The 17,345-nt window shown below is 24.1% G+C and carries 20 protein-coding genes; all 20 read right to left on the reverse strand.

Annotation, left to right across the window (positions count from 1 at the left end):
• Window positions 1-308: hypothetical protein (locus T403_RS0101030; protein ID WP_033160968.1), on the reverse strand; the 308-nt coding region annotated here is incomplete at its 3' end.
• Between the two features lie 130 nt (window positions 309-438).
• Window positions 439-3,054, reverse strand: coding sequence for an endopeptidase La (lon, locus tag T403_RS0101035; protein WP_051619032.1), 2,616 nt, complete (start codon window positions 3,052-3,054; stop codon window positions 439-441).
• A gap of 96 nt (window positions 3,055-3,150) precedes the next feature.
• Entirely contained in the window at window positions 3,151-3,834 is a 684-nt protein-coding gene (locus T403_RS0101040) for an MPN527 family putative ECF transporter permease subunit (RefSeq protein WP_033160969.1), read from the reverse strand.
• A gap of 8 nt (window positions 3,835-3,842) precedes the next feature.
• On the reverse strand, window positions 3,843-4,466 hold the full coding sequence (gene upp / locus T403_RS0101045) for a uracil phosphoribosyltransferase (RefSeq protein ID WP_033160970.1): 624 nt from the start codon (window positions 4,464-4,466) through the stop codon (window positions 3,843-3,845).
• 12 nt (window positions 4,467-4,478) lie between these two features.
• Window positions 4,479-5,144 (reverse strand): deoxyribose-phosphate aldolase, encoded by a 666-nt coding sequence (deoC, locus tag T403_RS0101050; RefSeq protein ID WP_033160971.1) that lies wholly within the window; start codon window positions 5,142-5,144, stop codon window positions 4,479-4,481.
• A complete protein-coding gene (locus T403_RS0101055) occupies window positions 5,144-6,439 on the reverse strand; it encodes a thymidine phosphorylase (RefSeq protein ID WP_033160972.1) in 1,296 nt (431 codons plus the stop codon). The genes deoC and T403_RS0101055 overlap by 1 nt, the downstream gene beginning before the upstream one ends.
• 67 nt (window positions 6,440-6,506) lie before the next feature.
• A complete protein-coding gene (deoD, locus tag T403_RS0101060) occupies window positions 6,507-7,205 on the reverse strand; it encodes a purine-nucleoside phosphorylase (RefSeq protein WP_033160973.1) in 699 nt (232 codons plus the stop codon).
• Window positions 7,206-7,261: 56 nt separating this feature from the next.
• Window positions 7,262-7,855: a CDP-diacylglycerol--glycerol-3-phosphate 3-phosphatidyltransferase gene (gene pgsA, locus T403_RS0101065; RefSeq protein ID WP_033160974.1), complete on the reverse strand. Its 594-nt coding sequence runs from the start codon at window positions 7,853-7,855 to the stop codon at window positions 7,262-7,264.
• An 11-nt stretch (window positions 7,856-7,866) separates the two neighbouring features.
• Entirely contained in the window at window positions 7,867-8,397 is a 531-nt protein-coding gene (locus T403_RS04210) for an MHJ_0274 family protein (RefSeq protein ID WP_051619033.1), read from the reverse strand.
• Window positions 8,398-8,435: 38 nt separating this feature from the next.
• Entirely contained in the window at window positions 8,436-9,830 is a 1,395-nt protein-coding gene (gene mgtE / locus T403_RS0101075; protein WP_033160975.1) for a magnesium transporter, read from the reverse strand.
• Window position 9,831: 1 nt separating this feature from the next.
• Entirely contained in the window at window positions 9,832-10,404 is a 573-nt protein-coding gene (locus T403_RS0101080) for a diadenylate cyclase (protein WP_033160976.1), read from the reverse strand.
• A gap of 171 nt (window positions 10,405-10,575) precedes the next feature.
• Window positions 10,576-10,962: a hypothetical protein gene (locus T403_RS0101085; protein ID WP_033160977.1), complete on the reverse strand. Its 387-nt coding sequence runs from the start codon at window positions 10,960-10,962 to the stop codon at window positions 10,576-10,578.
• A gap of 6 nt (window positions 10,963-10,968) precedes the next feature.
• On the reverse strand, window positions 10,969-12,378 hold the full coding sequence (gene atpD, locus T403_RS0101090; protein ID WP_033160978.1) for a F0F1 ATP synthase subunit beta: 1,410 nt from the start codon (window positions 12,376-12,378) through the stop codon (window positions 10,969-10,971).
• A complete protein-coding gene (gene atpG / locus T403_RS0101095) occupies window positions 12,378-13,214 on the reverse strand; it encodes an ATP synthase F1 subunit gamma (RefSeq protein WP_033160979.1) in 837 nt (278 codons plus the stop codon). Before atpG ends, atpD begins: the two co-directional genes overlap by 1 nt.
• A 13-nt stretch (window positions 13,215-13,227) precedes the next feature.
• The gene (atpA, locus tag T403_RS0101100) at window positions 13,228-14,745 is read right to left on the reverse strand and encodes a F0F1 ATP synthase subunit alpha (RefSeq protein ID WP_051619035.1); all 1,518 of its coding nucleotides are present in this window, start codon (window positions 14,743-14,745) and stop codon (window positions 13,228-13,230) included.
• On the reverse strand, window positions 14,735-15,289 hold the full coding sequence (locus tag T403_RS0101105; protein WP_033160980.1) for a F0F1 ATP synthase subunit delta: 555 nt from the start codon (window positions 15,287-15,289) through the stop codon (window positions 14,735-14,737). Before T403_RS0101105 ends, atpA begins: the two co-directional genes overlap by 11 nt.
• Window positions 15,282-15,854: a F0F1 ATP synthase subunit B gene (gene atpF / locus T403_RS0101110; RefSeq protein ID WP_033160981.1), complete on the reverse strand. Its 573-nt coding sequence runs from the start codon at window positions 15,852-15,854 to the stop codon at window positions 15,282-15,284. Before atpF ends, T403_RS0101105 begins: the two co-directional genes overlap by 8 nt.
• Before the next feature lie 20 nt (window positions 15,855-15,874).
• Entirely contained in the window at window positions 15,875-16,162 is a 288-nt protein-coding gene (gene atpE, locus T403_RS0101115; protein ID WP_033160982.1) for an ATP synthase F0 subunit C, read from the reverse strand.
• Window positions 16,163-16,210: 48 nt separating this feature from the next.
• Window positions 16,211-16,891, reverse strand: coding sequence for a F0F1 ATP synthase subunit A (locus T403_RS0101120; RefSeq protein WP_051619037.1), 681 nt, complete (start codon window positions 16,889-16,891; stop codon window positions 16,211-16,213).
• The gene (locus tag T403_RS0101125; protein WP_156933530.1) at window positions 16,872-17,255 is read right to left on the reverse strand and encodes a hypothetical protein; all 384 of its coding nucleotides are present in this window, start codon (window positions 17,253-17,255) and stop codon (window positions 16,872-16,874) included. The genes T403_RS0101120 and T403_RS0101125 overlap by 20 nt, the downstream gene beginning before the upstream one ends.
• Between the last annotated feature and the right edge of the window lie 90 nt (window positions 17,256-17,345).

The following is a 17,345-nucleotide window of genomic DNA, read 5'->3' on the forward strand; positions in this document are numbered from 1 at the left end:
TAAAAATCTTTATTATTTTCAAATATTTTTTTTAAATTATTTGTTATATACTTTTCTCAATTGTTATAAAAATTTATAAAAACATAATTAGTATATTTACTTTCAAAAAAACTAAATTCACCTTCAAGAAGGTTATTTAATTTTTTTATTAAATTTTTTTTATTTTTTGATTCAAGGGCAATTTTTAAAAATTTTGCACTTTGATTTATATTATTATTAAATATATCTTTATTTTTATTTTCTTTAGATACATTAACAATTTTTGAGTTGTTTAAATTATCTTTTACATCTAAATCTAAAACAAACATATATGCCTCCATTATTTTCTATTATAATTTAATTATATATTATTCATTTTATTTTTAACAACAAATAAAAAAAATACAAAGATAAATATTTTAATTTATTTTGTATTTTTAGATTTTATAAAATTGTTTATTATTTTTTGAATATGTGATCAAAAATTTCTTGATAGTGATTTACAGAAATAAAGTTTATTTTATCTTTCACTTCTTTAGAAATATCAATTAAATTCTTTTCATTTTCTGCTGGAATAAAAATAGTTTTTATTCCTTTTTTATAACCTGCTATTGATTTTTCTTTAAGCCCACCAATTGCTAAAACTTTCCCTCTTAAAGTGATTTCTCCAGTCATTCCAATTTCTGAAGAAACTGGCTTTTTAGATAAAGCAGATATTATTGCAGTTGTGAAAGTTACTCCAGCTGAAGGTCCATCTTTAGGAACAGCTCCTTCAGGAACGTGAATATGAATTTGATTTTTTTCAAAATCAAAATTGGTTATGCCAAATTCTTTAGCATTAGCTCTTACATAACTAAGTGCTATTTCAGCTGACTCTTTCATAACATCTTTTAATCTACCTGTTAATTTAATTATATTATTTTTAGCAGGCATTGTTGTAACTTCTATTGCTAAGGTTGAACCACCATATGCTGTATATGCTAGACCATTAACTGTTCCGATTTGATTTGAAATTTTTTCATTTTCTTCGCTATATTTTTCGATTCCTAGTAATTTATTAATTTTTTCTTTAGTAATAGTATAACTATCTTTGATTTCTTTTTTAAGAATTCTATTAATAATTTTTCTCGCTAGTTTATCTAAAGTTCTTTTTAGATCTCTTACCCCAGCTTCTCTTGTATAGTGACTAATTAAATATTCAATTGTTTTATTATTGATTTTGAAAAACTTTTCGCTTAATAAATTTTCTTGTAAAACTTTAGGTATAAGATGATTTATAGCTATTTCAATTTTTTCTAATAAAGTATAAGAACTTAATTCAATAATTTCAACTCTATCAGCGAGAGGACCTGGGATATCGCTAAACGAATTCGCTGTTGCAATAAACATAACTTTTGATAAATCATATTCAAGTTCTAAATAATGATCTTGGAAATGTTTGTTTTGTTCCGGGTCTAAAACTTCTAATAATGAACTTGCAGGATCGCCTTTATAATCTGAAGATAATTTATCAATTTCATCTAATAAAATTATTGGATTAGAAACACCTGCTTTTTTAATTGCATTAATAATTTTACCAGGCATAGCACCAACATAAGTACGTCTATGACCTCTAATTTCTGCTTCGTCTCTAACACCACCTAGTGAAACTTTAACCATTTTTCTACCAACGGCATCAGCAATTGATTTTACAATTGATGTTTTACCTGTCCCTGGTGGTCCTAACAAGGTTAAAATAGGCATATTATTCGAAATATCATTAGAATTATTTTCTTTAAATAAATTTAAATCAATTGCTTCTTTAGAATTAGGTAAAATTTTTAAATCTTGCTTGTTATTTTTATCGTTTTGAATTTTTTTATAAGTTAAAACAGAAAGAAAGTCTAAAACTCTTTCTTTTACATCTTGAAGTCCATAATGTTTTTGAGATAATAATTCTTCTGCTTTTTTAAGATCTAAATCATCAAGCGAAACAACTCTTCATGGAAGGTTATAGATTAAATCCAAATAAGTTTTAGAAATATTAGCTTCGGGGGAGCTTGACATCATTCCTCTGAGCTTTTTATTTTCTTTTTTAATCGCTTGAATTACTTCAATAGGGTATTTATTATCGCTTTCAGGTTTTACAAGCTCATCATTTATTTTATCTTCTTGTTCGTTTTCTTCCCCAAGTTTTTTTCTAATAACACGCATTTTTTCTCTTAAAATGAATTCAAGTTGTTGTTTATCTAAATTTTTTCTTATTTCTTTATCAATTTCTTGATCAACTTCACGTTCATTAATTTGACTTTTTGGTTCGTTACTATCGGTTTTTGAACTATTATTTTTATTTACAATTTCTTCTTTTTTGTTTTCTACTTCTATTTTTTCAGAATGAATATTTTGTAATTGTTCTCTTAATTTTGAAAAAATTATTTTTTTAATAAATGCATATTTTAGATCTATTCATTCAATTGCAAGATATTCTAATTTTAATTCTGATGTTAATTCTAATGTTTGAGCAAAATAATCTAAAAAATAATTTAAAGTTTTCAATTCATTTCAATTTTTATTTTCAATAAATTTTTTGAAATTTAAAAAATCTTCATCTAAAACTCGTTTTTCCATTAATTTATCTAAAATAGACATGAAATCTTCATATAGATTTACATAAATACCATCTTTATGGAATGAAACACTATTTTCATTATCTCCAAATCTTGATTTTATTTTAGTAACAGTAACATCAGCTTCAATAACAGAGTTTTCTTGATATTTAACTTCTGATAATTTATTAATTTTTACTACATCTTCAATAATATATTCAAATTCAATTCATTTTATTGCTTTTGAAAAAGGTTTGAATTTTAAAATTTTTGCTTTTAATCCGATATTGTAAAATGAATTTTTTAAATCGTCAATTTCTATTATTTCTTTATTTCTATTTTCATTTTTTGGAAATAAAATAACAAATTTTTGATTTTTCTTATTTATTCAAGATAATTTATCATAGTTTATGATACTAAGAACTTTTTCTTTTCTAATTTCTCCTGGTAATGGATAGTTATTTGTTTGAAAAGTTAAATACTTTGGCATTAATTTTTCTCCTTTGCTTTAAAAAATAATAAATAATTATACATTATAAATTAAAATTAGCACTCAAAATTAAAAAGTGCTAAATAAAAAATTAAATTAGGATTTATTATTATTTTTTCCTATTTTTTTGAGGTTATAATTTTTTTCAACAAATAAAATAATAAAAATTATAAAAATCGAACTAAATGTATAAACGGTTAAATTGAAAGGTAAAAATAGAATCAAACAAAATTCTAAAAAATTTAAACTTGTTTTAAATAGTTGTTTTTTAATTTCTCATGCTTTAATTGTATCGTTAAAGAAAAAACCATCTGAAAGTCCAAATATTTTAAAATATAATGGAGTAAATAAAAAATAATTTAAAAACGTCATAATTAATGATGTTGAGATAATAGCAACACTAAAAACAATAAACTTTTTTTTATAATTATTTATTTTTTTTAATAAAAAGTTAAGTAAAAAGAAAATAATAATAAATATTAAATTACTAGTAAATAAAATAAAATGACCAATTCATCCTACAACATCGCTATTAACTGTAATAAAAGGTCCGAAAATAAATCTAATAATTAAAGCAATAAATCCATAATAATGATTAACAAAATAAAAAATTGCAAAAATAAATAAAAATGATAAATCAAATTTAAGACCAATTTCCGGAAAAACTAATCAACCTAAATATTTAGAAATAAAAAGTGCTATTAATGAAAAACTAAGTAATAACCCGGTTAAAGCAACGTTAAAAATTTGATTGTTATCGTATTTTAAATTTTTAGACATAAATTAAATTATTTAGTTCCAAAAATTCGATCACCAGCATCACCCAACCCTGGGAGAATATAATTTTTTTCATTTAATTCACGATCTAATGATGCAAGGAATATTTTAACATCACTATGATAGGCAAAAATATTATCAATTCCTTTTTTTACTCCTACTAATGAAACAAGGTTAATATTTTTAAAGCCATCTTTTTTTAATTTGTTAATGGCATCAAGCGCACTTGTTCCTGTTGCTAGCATAGGATCTACTAATAAAATAATTGAATCTTTAGCAACTTGTGGAATTTTATAATAATATTCTTTAGCTTCAAAAGTGACTTCATCACGATAAAGACCAATATGACCAACTTTAGCGGTAGGAACTAATGATAAAATTCCATCAGTCATTCCAAGACCAGCTCTTAAAATTGGGATAATTACAATTTCTTTAGCAATTTTAAGGCCATTTGCAATTTCACCTGTTGGACTAGTTACATTGATTTTTGTAGTTTCAATATCTCTTAAAATTTCATAAGTCATTAATGATGAAATTTCTTTTAATAATTGTCTAAAAAGATGATGTGATGTTTTATGATCACGCATAACAGTTAATTTAGCAGTAATTAAAGGGTGATTAAAAACTTTAAGCATTTTACTCCTTTTTTAATAGTCAGAATTTTTAACAGTTTCATTTTCAAGAATTTTTACACTGGAAGATGTTCCGAATCTTGTCGCACCTAATTGATGCATTTTAATTAAATCATCTAATGTTTTAATTCCGCCAGCTGCTTTAATTTGAATTTTATCTTTCACTACTTTTTTCATTAATTCAATATCTTCAAAGTTTGCTCCACGATATGAAAAGCCTGTTGAAGTTTTGACAAAATCAGCATTTGCGCTAACAACTATTTCAGTAGCTTTAATAATTTCTTCTTTTGTTAAAAGAGCTGTTTCGATTATTACTTTTAAAATTTTAGTTCCAATTTCTTTTTTAATTGCTTTAATTTCGTTTAAAACATAATCATATTGTTTATCTTTTAATCTACCAATATTAATAACCATGTCAATTTCATCAGCACCATGATTAATAGCTAATTTAGCTTCATGCACTTTAGCTTGGCTAATCATTGAACCTAATGGGAATCCTACAACTGCTGTAATTCCAATATTGGTATTTTCAAGTTTTTCTTTTACATATTTAACTCAACTAGAGTTAACACAAACAGTTTTAAAATTATATTTTTTAGCTTCATCAATTAATTTATTAATTTCTTTTGTAGTAGCTTCTGGCTTTAAATAAGTATGATCGATCATTTGATTTCAGTTCATTATTTCATCCTTTTATAAATTATTTTATTTTCAATTTTCTTTTGATTAAAAGTTAAAGTGTTTAATATTTGTTTGATAAATGATTTTTCAATTGGTTTTGAAGAATATAAAGTTAATATAAGTTCATTTTTTTTAACAAAATCATTTGTTTTTTTATTAAGTTCAATTCCTGCATTAAAATCTATTTTATCAGTTTTAGTAATTCTAGATGCGCCTAACTTTGAAGCTATTTCTGCAAGTTCATACGCTGATTTAATTTCTAAAAATCCTTCACTAGGTGAAAAAATTTCTAATTTGTAATTAGGATTTCAAAAATTATTAGATTTAAGTAATTCAACATCTCCATTTTGGTATTTGATAAATTCATAAAATTTTTCAAGTGCTTTTTTATTTTCAATAACTTGTTTAATTAAAGCGTAAGCCTCTTTGTCGCTTGATACTTTTTTAGCTTGTTTTAAAATTGTTGCAATTGATGAAAAACAAAGAGTTTCAAGATCTTTTGGACCTTTTCCTTCTAAAGTTTTTATCGCTTCTAAAACTTCATTACGATTTCCAATAGATTTTCCAATTGGACGATCCATATTAGTAATTTCAACTCTTACATCTTTTTTTAATTCTTTACCAATTTTAATCATCTCTTTCGCTAATTTTTCAGCATCTTCAAGCTTTTTCATGAAAGCTCCATTACCACATTTTACGTCTAATAAAATCGCATCAGAGCCTGTTGCAATTTTTTTAGACATAATTGATGAAGCGATTAAAGGGATTGAATCAACTGTTGCAGTTACATCTCTAAGGGCGTAAATTTTTTTATCAGCAGGCACTAAATCATCGCTTTGAGCCATAATGGAAATATTGATTTTTTTAACTTGATTAATAAAATCAATATCACTAATTTCAGCGCTAAAGCCACTTATTGATTCTAATTTATCAATTGTACCTCCAGTATGTCCCAATCCACGTCCTGACATTTTAGCAACAGGAATATCTAAAGCCGCTAAAATTGGTGCAATAATTAATGTTGTTTTATCTCCAACACCGCCAGTTGAGTGTTTATCAACTTTAATTCCATTAATTGAGCTTAAATCAATCATTTTCCCTGATTTAGCCATTGCTAAAGTTAATGCTGCAGTTTCTTTTGAATTCATACCATTAAAAACAACAGTCATTAAGAAAGCAGACATTTGATAATCTTTAATCTTTTTATTTACATAAGATTTAACAATAAATTCAATTTCTTGTTTTGTTAATTCTTGATTATGTCTTTTTTTTAAAATTAATTCTTTTATATTCATTTTAAAACCTCAATTTATTAAATAAATAAAATAGACTAACTTTGAAAGTTAATCTATTTTTTAAATTTTAAACTGTTTCTAGTGCAACTTCCATCATTCAGTTAAATCTTTTTTCACGCTCTTCAGGAGTTGTCAACTCACCATTGATTAAATTATCAGAAATTGTTAATAAACAAGCTGCATGTTTTTTAAACTTTTTAGCGTTTGCAAATAATGCATATGATTCCATTTCAACAGCAACTGCTTGAGTATATTCTAAAGTTTTTTCTAATCTACGTCCTGAATAGAACACATCAGAAGAATGAATTCTTCCAACATTAATATGTATTCCTAATTTTAATGCACTTTCCATAATTTGAGCATTTAGTGATTCTGAAGGATAAAGTACATGAGTTTTTTCTCCTAAAACTAATTGTGCATAAACATGTGAATCAGAAAATGAGCTATCAGCTAATACTAAATCATAAATTTTTAATTCATCTTTATATGAACCAGCTGATCCAATTCTAATAATTTTATCAACATTATAAAATTTGTATAATTCATAAGAATAAATCCCCATTGAAGCTATTCCCATTCCTGAAGTTCCAACTGTTACACGTCTTCCTTTATACATTCCTGTAAAGAAATATGCATTTCTTACTTTACTTACTAATTTTACATCTGTAAGATAAGTATTTGCAATATATTCTGCTCTTAAAGGATCGCCTGCTAATAAAACAGTTTTTGCTATATCATTAAATTCTGCATTTATATGTGGTGTCATTATTTGCTCCTTAAAATATTATTAATTTTTCAACATATATAAAAATACTTTTTATATTATAAATTATTTTTAAAAGAAATAAAATGAAAAATTTCTTTAAAATAAAAAATTCCAGAAAAAATTGAAAAAAATAAAGCTAAAAACATTGGTATATTTAAAATTCAATAAAAAGTTTCTTTATAGTTAACAATTAAAGGATAAACTAAAATTAGTACAAAAATAGCAAATGTTTGAGTCACTGTTTTTAATTTACCTCATATTGATGCTTCTACTTTTTTGTTATTTTTAGCTGCTAGATTTCTAAAGCCATCAACTAATATATCTCTTACAATAAAAATAACTACTATTCAAATTTCGGTAATTTGTAATAAAGCTAAAAAAATTAAAGTTGTGGAGATGATTATTTTATCTGATAATGGATCGAATAATTTCCCAAAAGTAGAAATTGCTTTATATTTTCTTGCGAGATAACCATCAAGAAAATCACTTAACATTGCTAAAACAAAAATAATAAAAGCGCTATACAAAAAGATTTTAAATTTTTTTTCATCTAATTGAAATTGATAAGCAATATAAAATAAAAGTGTTAATGGAATTCAAAGAATAATTCTTAATATTGTTAAATAATTTGGAATTTGTTTTATATTCATAAAATAATTATCTAAATTTTTGTTAATAAAAGTTCTTTTTTAAATTCTTTTTTCAACTTTAAATATTCCATTTTATACTCATCTTGTTCAAGATATATTTTTTCTAATGAAAAAAAATATTCTAATTCTTTTATTGATTTTTTAGCTCATAAATTTGATTTAGTTTCAATTAGTGTATTTAAATTATCATTAAATAGAGTATTTTCTAAATAAGGATTATCAGCAAAAATTTCATTATAATCTGGATGTTTCATTAATTTTTTTATTTGTGATTTAGCTAAATAATTAATTTCCTTCATTTTAAAATCTCCAATTGAAACAACAAAATTTTTTAATAATTCTTCATTTTTTTCAATAATAGCGTTGATTTTATATGTTAATTCTTTAGTCAAATTTTTTTGGTTTTCAAACATCTTTTGCTTTTCTAATTTTATTTTTTTTTTCTTTTTTCTTTCTGTAAAAACTTGTGTTAATACAATTATTACAATAAGCGCAATTAGCACACAGGCAATAACTGAAAATATAATAATATTATTATCCATATTGGTTTCCTTTTTTAAATATTATATTATTTTATTTTTTATATCAAAATCGAAATAACAATCGTGATACCAAAGAAAATAAATGTTGAAATAGCATCAGTTAAGGTTGCTAAAATTGGCGATGATAAAACTGCTGGATCTTTTTTTAATTTTGCCGCTACTAAAGGGATGAAAGATCCTAAAATTTTTGAAAAAACAATAATTATTAAAAGTGAAAAAGATGCACTAAATGAAATAATTAAAATTTGTTTAGCATTTTCAAATAATTCTTTACTGATGCTGAAATAAACCATTAGACGTAAAAAATTAGCAATCATTAAAACAGTTCCAATTATTAAACCAACTGTAAGTTCTTTTAATAAAACTTGCCTTATATATTTTTTTTTGTTATTTTCTCCTAAAGAAATAGCCCGTGTTATTGTTGTTGCCGATTGCGAACCTGCATTTCCCGCTGCTCCTGCAATAACTGGGATAATTGCAACAATTGTTGAAGTAAACGCTCCAATAGTAATTAATCTTTTATTGTGTTCGAATGCTTCTGTAAAAGATTGGATTACTATTTGACTTAATGTTGATCCTATCATTAAAATTAATAATCAAAATATTCTTGATTTAACTATTTTTAAAACACTTGTTTTAATGTATGAAATTTCTTCATTAGGACTAATACCAGCCATTTTATACAGATCTTCAGTTGCTTCTTCTTGAACAATATCAATAACATCATCAGAAGTTATCATTCCGATAATTTTATTAGCTTTGTTAACAACAGGTAAAACTGATAGATCATTATCAGCAAAAACTTGTAAAATTTCATTTTTTTTATCAGTTGTATAAACCGTTGGAACTTTAAACATATGTGAACTTATTAGCGCATTAGGATCGCTAAAAACAATATCTTCTAATGTCGTAGCTGCTTTAAAATTTCATTTTGAATCAACAATGTAGTAATAATGCGTTAATTCTAATTCATCTTTATATTTTTTAATATGCTCTAAAGCTTTTTGGTTAGTTCAATGTTCTTTTAATATTATTATATCAACTGACATTATTGAACCAATTTGGTTATCATCATATTTTAAAATTTTATTAACATTTTGTCTAGTTTCTTTATCAATATTTTTTAAAACTTTAATTGCTAATTTTTCTGGAATTTCTTCAATAAGATCGGCGATTTCATCTGTATATAATTCTGATACAACATTCGCGATCATTTCGTTAGAAAAATTTTGAATTAATTCTTCTTGAATTTTAGATTCTAAAAATGAAAATATTTCACCGGCAATGTCTGTTTTTAACATTCTAAAAAAAATGATTTTTTCAGCAATGTTAAGTTTTTCGACATCTTCAGTAATTTTTGTCATAATTGTTTCATGAGAATATTTTCTAATTGCTTTTATATCTTTATTTTCTATTAATTGGATTAAATTCATATTAATTTTTTAATTTCGACTCCAATACTTTTCTAAAATCATCAATTAAAACATATTCAAATTTTTCATTTTTAGCAATTATTATTCTCCCTGTTTCTTCCGAAACGACAATTGTTGTCGAATCTGATTGTTCACTTATTCCAAGAGCAGCTCTATGCCTTGATCCAAAAAGATTATTTATTGATTTCGAAGTGATTTTATAATATGTTGAAGCATATAAAATTTTATTCTCTCTTATGATGAGCGCTCCATCATGAAGTGGTGATGTTTTATTAAAAATAGCTAAAATTAATGAAGATGAAATATTTGCATCTATTTTTACACCATCAGTTCTTAATTCATCAAGCTTATCATAATTTTCAATTGTAATAATAGCTCCAATTTTATTTCTAGATAATTCTTCTACCGCATTTTTTAATTCAATAATAAGGCGATTTTTATTCGAATCTGCAAGCTGGCTAAACTTACTTTTTTTTGTTTTAAAAATTTTTCAAAAATTAAAAAATTCTCTTGTTAGTAAAATCATTAAGATAATAAATGTTAAAATAGTGGCTATAATTGCAAATACTTCCATAAAATCCCCCTTTTATTTTAAAATTTAATTATTTTTTACTATAAATTTTATATTAAAACTTAAAAAAAATGCAAAATTTATTAATTTTATAATTTTATTTTTTTAATAAATTAAAATTTTAAAAAATAAAAACCTTTAAATTTTATTCTAAAGGTTTTTAAAAATTAAGAATTAGTTATTTTTTCGAGATTTTGCAAGGTTCTTTTTAATTTTAGCTTTTTTTTGAATCATATTATAATTTTCATTTAAACTTTTAATTTTATTTTCATGAATAATATTTTTATTAACATCATTTTTACTTTCGGAAATATTTTCAGCTATAACAAAAATATTTTTTTGATCGCCATAAACAATTCCTGAAGTTATTCAATATTTTTTTTGATTTTTTGATCATGAAGAGTTAATTCAAACTTGACCATTTTTAATTATTGAAAATATAGGAGCTATTCCGTATTGAAAACCTCTAAATCCAGCTAAAGTTTCAATTGTAACTAAATCTGATTGAGTTTCTAAAAATATTCCACTAGGATTTATTATTTTTAAATTAATTAGTTTCATAATTAATTATATTTTTTTAGCTTTTTCAATTGCTTCTTCAATTGTTCCGACATATAAAAAAGCATCTTCAGGTAAATCATCATGTTTACCTTCAATAATTTCTTTAAAACTTCTAATTGTATCTTTTAATTTTAAAAATTTACCTGGTAATCCTGAAAATTTTTCAGCAACAAAAAATGATTGTGATAAAAAGTTTCTAATTCTTCTTGCTCGATAAACAGTTTTTTTATCTTCTTCAGATAATTCATCAATCCCAAGAATTGCAATAATATCTTGCAATTCTTTAAATTTTTGCAATATTTCTAAAACTTGTTTAGCAACATTATAATGTTCATGCCCTACAATAAGAGGATCGAGCATTCTAGAACCTGAAGCTAAAGGATCTACAGCTGGATAAATTCCTAAAGCAGCTATATTACGATCTAAAACAGTTTTTGCATCTAAATGGGCAAAAGTTGTAGCAGGAGCTGGATCAGAAAGATCATCAGCAGGAACATAAACAGCTTGAATAGAAGTAATTGAACCTTTATTGGTTGAAGTAATTCTCTCTTGTAATTGCCCCATTTCAGTAGCTAGTGTAGGTTGATATCCTACTGCTGAAGGAATTCTCCCTAAAAGTGTTGATACTTCACTTCCTGCTTGAGTAAAACGAAAAATATTATCAATAAATAATAAAACATCCTGTTTCATTTCATCTCTAAAATATTCTGCCATTGTAAGACCAGTAAGTGCAACTCTCATTCTAGCTCCAGGGGATTCATTCATTTGTCCAAAAACTAAAGCAGTTTTATTTAAAACACCAGCATTTTTCATTTCATAATAAAGATCATTACCTTCTCTTGATCTTTCACCTACACCAGCAAAAACTGATAAACCACTATGATAAGTTGCAATATTATTAATAAGCTCTTGAACTAAAACAGTTTTACCTACTCCAGCTCCACCAAAAAGACCAATTTTCCCACCTTTAACATAAGGGATTAATAAATCAATTACTTTAATTCCAGTTTCTAAAATTTCAAAGTTGCTTTTTTGTTCTTCATAACTAGGAGCAGGTGCATGAATTGACATTTTTATAACATCATCCAATTCACCTTTGCCATCAATAGTTTTACCTAAAACATTAAACATTCTAGATAATACTTTTGTTCCTACAGGAACGGTAATAGGTCTTCCAGTGTCGATTACATCCATGTTTTTTTTAAGTCCATAAGTAATATCCATAGCAATAGTTCTTACAGTATCATCGCCAATATGTTGTTCTACTTCAAGAACAACATTTTTTGATAAATCGTTAGGATCAACTATTATTTCTAGTGCATTTAATAATGAAGGGATGTTATTTTTTGAAAATTTCACGTCAACTACTGGACCTAAAATTTGTATAATTTTACCTTTATTAGTTTTTGTATTCATTAGTTATTTACTCCACTGATAATTTCCGTAATTTCTTTTGTTATGTCAGCTTGTCTTCTTTTGTTGTAAGCAATTTGAAGATCATCAATTATTTCTGCTGCATTATTTGTTGCATTTTCCATGGCACTTCTTCTTGAAGCCATTTCTGAAATTTTAGATTCGATTAAAAAATTAAAAATATTTGCTTTTAAATATAAAGGAATAATTTCATAAACAACTTTTCTAAATGATGGAATATATTCAATTTCTAAAGGTGAATTTTGCGACATTTTATTTTCAAAAGGAAGAAGGGTTTTAGTTTGAGCTTTAAATGTGACACTATTAATAAATTCGGTGTAGATAACTTTAATTTGAGAAATTTGATTATCATCAATAAATTTTTTATCAATAATTTTATTAATATTATCTAAAAGTGAAATTTGAATTTCATCTCCATAATGATCGTGTGTTTCAATTATTTGATCACGATATTCTTCGTTTAAAAAATTAATAACTTTTGTACCAAAAGCAATAATTTTATCTTCTTTTTTTACTTGATTTTTAACTTCTTTAAAAATATTTATATTATAACCGCCACACAATCCAAGATCTGAGCCAATAATTATAAATAATGTTTTATTTTTGTTAGCTAAATTTAAAATTTTGTTTATTTCATAATTATTTTTAAAAGTATTATTTACTATTTCAATTAAAGAATTTGCATAAATTTTTGAAGCTTTTGCATTTTTTTGAATTTTTTTAAATTTAGCAGTTGCTAATAATTCCATCGCATTAGTTATTTTTTTAGTATTTTTAATTAATTGAATCCGATTTTTAATATTATTAAGTGATTCCATATTTCTAATTTAATTAAAATTTATTAAATTCTTCGGTAAATTCAATTAATTTTGTTTTTAATTTATTAAAACTATTTTCATTAATAATTCCATCATTTAAAATTTTATTTTTTAACTCTATTAGTTCATTATCAACATTTATTCATTTTAATAACTCATCAATGTATGACTTAACTTTATTTAAAGCAACATTATCTATTATTTCTTCTTTGATGACAAAAAGTAAAATAACTTGCTGAATTTCTTCCATATGTGAATATTGATTTTGTTTTAAAATTTCATAAACTTTTGTTCCATGATTTAGAATTTTTTTTGTCGATTCATCTAAATCAGAACCAAATTGAGCAAAAGCTTTCATTTCATTGTATTGAGCAAGTTGTAATTTTAATGATGAAACTACTGATTTCATTAATTTAGTTTGGGCAGATGATCCTACTCTGGAAACTGAAAATCCAACATCTACAGCTGGTCTTTGTCCTGAATTAAAAAGTGATTCTTTCATAAAAATTTGACCATCTGTAATTGAAATAACATTAGTCGGGATATAAGCTGATATATCACCTGATTGAGTTTCAATAATTGGTAATGCAGTGATTGAACCGCCACCATTTTTTTTATTTAATTTTGCTGCTCTTTCTAATAAATAAGAATGTTGATAGAAAATATCACCCGGATAAGCTTCTCTACCTGGAGGTCTTCTTAGTAATAATGATAATGTTCTATAAGCAACAGCGTGTTTAGATAAATCATCATAAACAATTAAAACGTCTTTCCCCTGCTCCATAAATTCTTCGGCGATAGTAACTCCAACATAAGGAGAAATATATTGTAAAGGAGAAAGTTCTGAAGCGCTAGATACTACCACTGTTGTATATTCAAGAGCACCTTCCTTTTCTAATTTAGCAACTATTTGTGCGATGGATGAATTTTTTTGTCCTATAGCTACATAAACACAATAAACATTTTTGTTTTTTTGGTTTAAAATAGTATCAATGGCAATTGCGGTTTTACCTGTTTGACGATCACCAATTATTAATTCTCTTTGTCCTTTTCCAATTGGGATTAATGAATCAATTAATAAAATACCTGTTTTTAATGGCTCGTTAACTTCATGTCTTTTCATTATTTCAGGTGCAGCAGTAAAAATATTTCTTACTTTTGAATTATTTATATTGCCTTTTCCATCGATCGGTTCTCCTAGAGAATTAATTACTCTACCGATCATTTCATTACCTACTGGAACTGAAATAACTTTATTAGTTCTTTTTACAATTTGTCCTTCATGAACATTTTGATCATTTCCTAAAATAACAACACCAATTGCATCTTCTTCAAGGTTTAAAACCATTCCTTTAGTGTTATTATCAAACTCAATAATTTCACCCAAAACTGCGTTTTCAAGTCCTGAAATTAAAGCAACACCATCACCTACAGTTAAAACTTTACCAGTATCAAAATAATTTATTTTGTTTTCATAATTTTTAATTTGTTCTTTAATTATTGAAGAAATATCATTATTTTTAAACGCCATTTTCCCACTCCTTCATAATATAATTTTTAATATTTTCAAGCTTGGATGTGATAGAATTTTCAATAATTACATTATCTATTTCAACTCTAATTCCAGCGATTAAAGTTTTATCAATTTTATTAAAAATTTTTAATTTATAATTGTTTTTTTGTTCAATTTTTGATTTAATTTTTTCAATTTCTTTATCAGTTAATTTTCTAGTTGAATAAACAGTTGCTATTTTAATATTTAAATGTTTATATGCTATTTTTTTAAATAAATTAAAAATATCAAAAATTGAATTAATAAAATTATTTTTTGCTAATAATTTTAAAAAATTTATTAATAATTTTTCGTAATCAAAATTATTAAAAATATTATTTAGTATTAAATCTTTTTCTTCTTTATCAATATTAAAAGAAGATAAAATAACTAAAATTTTGTTGTGTTCAAAAAAAATTTTTACAATTTCAGAGAATTCATTTAAAAATTTTTCTAACTTATTTTCTTCTTGAGCAATTGAAAATAATGCATTTGCATAATTTGTAACTTTTATTTTATTCATTATGTTCACTTAATTCATTAAAAAAAGAATTAATTAAAATTTCATTATCATTTTCATTTATATTTTTTTCAATGATTTTTGAAGCTAATTTAACAGCTGTTTCAATAACATCTTTTTTATATTGTTTTTCATAATCATATTTCATTTTTTCAACTACTTGATTTCCAGAGTTAATAATTTTTTTCGCTTCTAATTTAGCATTATTAATATAAATTTCTGAATCTTTTTCTGATTTAATTTTAAAATTTTCAATTATTTCAAAAGCTTTTTGATTAGCTTCTTGCAATTCTTCTTTTTTTTGCATCTCTAATTTAATTGCATTTTCTTTTCTTAAAATTGTTTCATTTATATTTTTTTGAATAAATTCTCGTTTTTCTTGAATTGATTTTCTTAATGGAGTATAAACTAAAAAATATAAAACAATCAAAACTAAAATAAAGGCAACTAAAGTTGCTAGCATCACCCATAAATTGGGAAAAATATTTTGAAATAATTTAGATATTTCATTCCCAGCTGAAAATTCATTAGAATTTTCGCTAGAAACTTGGCTAAATTTTTTTAACATAATATTTAAATATTTTTAAATTAAAATACAAATAATAAAAGAATTGAAACAATAATACAATATATTGAAGATGTTTCAGCAATAGCTGACCCAATAATTAAAAGTTTCAAAATTTTCTTTTCAGCTTCTGGGTTTTTAGCAACAGCTTCAACAGCTTTTCCAGTTGCATAACCTTGTCCCGCTCCTACTCCTATTGCTCCAATCATTGACATTCCAGCTCCAACAGCAACAAGTCCAAATCCTAAAGGAGAATTTGTTGTAGAGTTTTCTGTTAATTTACTTGCTAATTCTACAATTTCTGTGTTCATTTTTAAATTCCTTTCAAAATTAATTTAATAAATTTATATAAATTTTAATTATTCATCACCAGTGCTTAAGCTTCAAGCTACAGATGTTAAAAGAGTAAAAACATAAGCTTGAATAAATGGGCCAAAAATATCAAAATAAAATAAAAATGGCGCTAAAAACAATGATGCTGGTAAATTAAATACTGAAAAAATACCAATTGGTAAAAATGATCAAACGTAATTAAAACCTCCATATAATAAAAGTAAAATTACTGATCCTCCAATTATATTACCAAACATTCTAAATGTTAGCGATAATATTGGCGATGCAAGAGAAATAAATTCTAATGGATTTAAATATTTAATAAAATATTTCCCTCTCATACATAATATTCCTATAATTTGAGTTCCAATGTGCGAAACTAATGTAAGGGTTAAAGGAATTGAAACGCTGCTTCCAATTGGTTCAATCCCTAATAAAGAAATTAAATTTCCAAAAAGTAAAAATGTAAACAAAGTGAAAATATATGGTTTTAAAAACTTGATTCTTTTGATTTCTGGACCTGTAAAAATTTCATCTACAAAATCATAATATTTTTCAGCTATGTAAACAACAATTCCAGGAGCTTTATTCGCTTTTTCTTTTTTTATTTTAAAAAATATAATTATTGAAACAAGACTAATTAAAAAAACTAATACAAAAAGCGTAAAAAGCTGTGGTTGTTGTCAATTACTTAAAAATGGATTCATCACTTTCCTTTGGTTTTTTTTTAAATTTTTTTAAAACTATATCTAATATTAAAATTGGAAAATAAATAAAAATTCCTATTATATAAATAATAATGTTTATAGGTCATAACCCAACATCTGGAAGTGTTTTTTTATCGTTAAATTTTAAATTAATTAAAACTATAAAAATAACTATAATTGCTTTTATAGTTAAAAATACAAAATTAATTAAAAAATAAAAAAATATAGATTGAATTTTATTTTTTTTTTCTTTTTTAAGTTGATTTTTATTTTTATTTTTTAATAATAAAAAAATAATTAGTTTATTTTTTATAAAAATAGAAATACTTAAAGTTATAATCGCAAGCAATCAACCAAGTAACAAGGAAAAATTTCAATATGCTAATATAGAAAAAATTATAAAAATAAAAAAATAAAAATAAAAAAATAAATTAATTTTTATAGGCATTTTTTT

This window comes from Mycoplasma collis ATCC 35278, assembly GCF_000701825.1.
Lineage (GTDB): Bacteria > Bacillota_I > Bacilli_A > Mycoplasmatales > Metamycoplasmataceae > Mesomycoplasma_A > Mesomycoplasma_A collis.